A 3,313-nucleotide genomic window follows, 5' to 3' on the forward strand; every position below is an offset into this window, starting at 1 on the left:
GGTGTGTGTGGGCTGGTTTTTCTGGTTGTGGGCCTCATCGAGATCGCGAGCTGTGCTTGTGGTGGGTGTGGGGTGCCGGTTGTATTTTGAGAACTTCACAGTGGACGCGAGCATCTTTGTAGTGTCAAGTTTTTAAGGGCACACGGTGGATGCCTTGGCACCAGGAACCGAAGAAGGACGTAGGAATCTGCGATAAGCCTCGGGTAGTCGATAACCAGACTGTGATCCGAGGATTTCCGAATGGGGAAACCCGGCTGGAGGCAAGTCCAGTCACCCGCACCTGAATATATAGGGTGTGTGGAGGGAACGTGGGGAAGTGAAACATCTCAGTACCCACAGGAAGAGAAAACAACATGTGATTCCGTGAGTAGTGGCGAGCGAAAGCGGATGAGGCTAAACCGGGCGTGTGTGATAGCTGTCAGGCGTTGCACGTYCGGGGTCGTGGGACCCGCCAACCAGTGCTGACATGCTGGTAGGGAGTAAGAAATCTGCGTCATAGTCGAAGAGCATTGAATGGCTCGGCATAGAGGGTGCGACCCCCGTAGACGAAATGGTGTGGACTCCCGGTGGATTTCCCAAGTAGCACGGGGCCCGAGAAATCCCGTGTGAATCTGGCAGGACCACCTGCTAAGCCTAAATATTCCCTGGTGACCGATAGCGGACAAGTACCGTGAGGGAAAGGTGAAAAGTACCCCGGGAGGGGAGTGAAATAGATCCTGAAACCGTGTGCCTACAATCCGTTGGAGCCTCCCGCCGTTGGGCGTGTGGGGTGACAGCGTGCCTTTTGAAGAATGAGCCTGCGAGTTAGTGCTCAGTGGCGAGGTTAACCCGTGTGGGGAAGCCGTAGCGAAAGCGAGTCCGAATAGGGCGTTTGAGTCGCTGGGTCTAGACCCGAAGCGGAGTGATCTACCCATGGCCAGGTTGAAGCGCAGGTAAGACTGCGTGGAGGACCGAACCCACTTAGGTTGAAAACTGAGGGGATGAGCTGTGGGTAGGGGTGAAAGGCCAATCAAACTCCGTGATAGCTGGTTCTCCCCGAAATGCATTTAGGTGCAGCGTCACGTGTTTCTTGCCGGAGGTAGAGCTACTGGATAGCTAATGGGCCTCACCAGGTTACTGACGTTAGCCAAACTCCGAATGCCGGTAAGTGAGAGCGTGGCAGTGAGACTGCGGGGGATAAGCTCCGTAGTCGAGAGGGAAACAGCCCAGATCACCAGCTAAGGTCCCTAAGCGTGTGCTAAGTGGGAAAGGATGTGGAGTTGCTGTGACAACCAGGAGGTTGGCTTAGAAGCAGCCACCCTTTAAAGAGTGCGTAATAGCTCACTGGTCAAGTGATTCCGCGCCGACAATGTAGCGGGGCTCAAGCACACCACCGAAGCTGTGGCATTGACATACTGCTCGGCACCGACACCTGCGGGTTCGGTGTCCAGGCGTGTTGATGGGTAGGGGAGCGTCGTGTGGCCAGGGAAGCGGCGGTGTGAACCAGCCGTGGAGGCCACACGAGTGAGAATGCAGGCATGAGTAGCGAATGACGGGCGAGAAACCCGTCCGCCGAATAACCAAGGGTTCCAGGGTCAAGCTAATCTGCCCTGGGTAAGTCGGGACCTAAGGCGAGGCCGACAGGCGTAGTCGATGGACATCCGGTTGATATTCCGGAACCGGCGAAGGACCGCCCATGACGAACCTTGTGATGCTAAGTGCCTGAAGCACGCCCACCGGACCTTCGGGTCCACAGGGCGCGTGGAGCGCACGACCCGATCTGGTAGTAGTCAAGCGATGGAGTGACGCAGGAAGGTAGCCTCCGCGTGGCGATGGTTGTCCACGTCCAAGGGTGTAGGGCGCGATCCAGGCAAATCCGGGTCGCATGAAGCCTGAGACCTGATAGTGACCGCGAATGCGGGAAGAGGGTGATCCTATGCTGCCGAGAAAAACTTCTAGCGAGGTTCGAGCCGCCCGTACCCCAAACCGACTCAGGTGGTTAGGTAGAGAATACCAAGGCGATCGAGTGAATCGTGGTTAAGGAATTCGGCAAAATACCCCCGTAACTTCGGGAGAAGGGGGGCCCTGATCGTGACGCCACTAGCTGGCTGAGCGTGATCGGCCGCAGAGACCAGGGAGAAGCGACTGTTTACTAAAAACACAGGTCCGTGCCAAGTCGCAAGACGATGTATACGGACTGACGCCTGCCCGGTGCTGGAACGTTAAGGGGACCGGTTAGCCTCACGGCGAAGCTGAGAACTTAAGCGCCAGTAAACGGCGGTGGTAACTATAACCATCCTAAGGTAGCGAAATTCCTTGTCGGGTAAGTTCCGACCTGCACGAATGGCGTAACGACTTCTCCACTGTCTCAACCACGAACTCGGCGAAATTGCACTACGAGTAAAGATGCTCGTTACGCGCAGCAGGACGGAAAGACCCCGGGACCTTTACTACAGCTTGGTATTGGTGTTCGGTACGGCTTGTGTAGGATAGGTGGGAGACTGTGAAGCCGTCACGTCAGTGATGGTGGAGTCAACGTTGAAATACCACTCTGGTCGTTCTGGATATCTAACCTCGGTCCGTGATCCGGATCAGGGACAGTGCCTGGTGGGTAGTTTAACTGGGGCGGTTGCCTCCTAAAAGGTAACGGAGGCGCCCAAAGGTTCCCTCAGCCTGGTTGGTAATCAGGTTTCGAGTGTAAGTGCACAAGGGAGCTTGACTGTGAGACAGACATGTCGAGCAGGGACGAAAGTCGGGACTAGTGATCCGGCGGTGGCTTGTGGAAGCGCCGTCGCTCAACGGATAAAAGGTACCCCGGGGATAACAGGCTGATCTTGCCCAAGAGTCCATATCGACGGCATGGTTTGGCACCTCGATGTCGGCTCGTCGCATCCTGGGGCTGGAGTAGGTCCCAAGGGTTGGGCTGTTCGCCCATTAAAGCGGTACGCGAGCTGGGTTTAGAACGTCGTGAGACAGTTCGGTCCCTATCCGCTGTGCGCGTAGGAAACTTGAGAAAGGCTGTCCCTAGTACGAGAGGACCGGGATGGACGAACCTCTGGTGTGTCAGTTGTTCTGCCAAGAGCACCGCTGATTAGCTACGTTCGGAAGTGATAACCGCTGAAAGCATCTAAGCGGGAAGCACGTTTCAAGATGAGGTTTCCAGGCCCGCGAGGGCGAGAGGCTCCCAGCTAGACTACTGGGTTGATAGGCCGGATGTGGAAGCACAGCAATGTGTGGAGCTGACCGGTACTAATAAGCCGATAACTTGACTTACAAAGATGCTACGCGTCCACTGTGCGGTTCCCGAGATACAAACGGGAACACCACCCACTGA

General features: G+C 56.1%; 1 rRNA gene. It reads left to right on the forward strand.

The features are described 5' to 3' along the window. Nucleotides 1–122: 122 nt before the first annotated feature. Nucleotides 123–3,252 (forward strand): 23S ribosomal RNA (locus AC1DW8_RS22560). Nucleotides 3,253–3,313: the final 61 nt, after the last annotated feature.

It is taken from the genome of Terrabacter sp. P2_E3 (genome assembly GCF_056403915.1).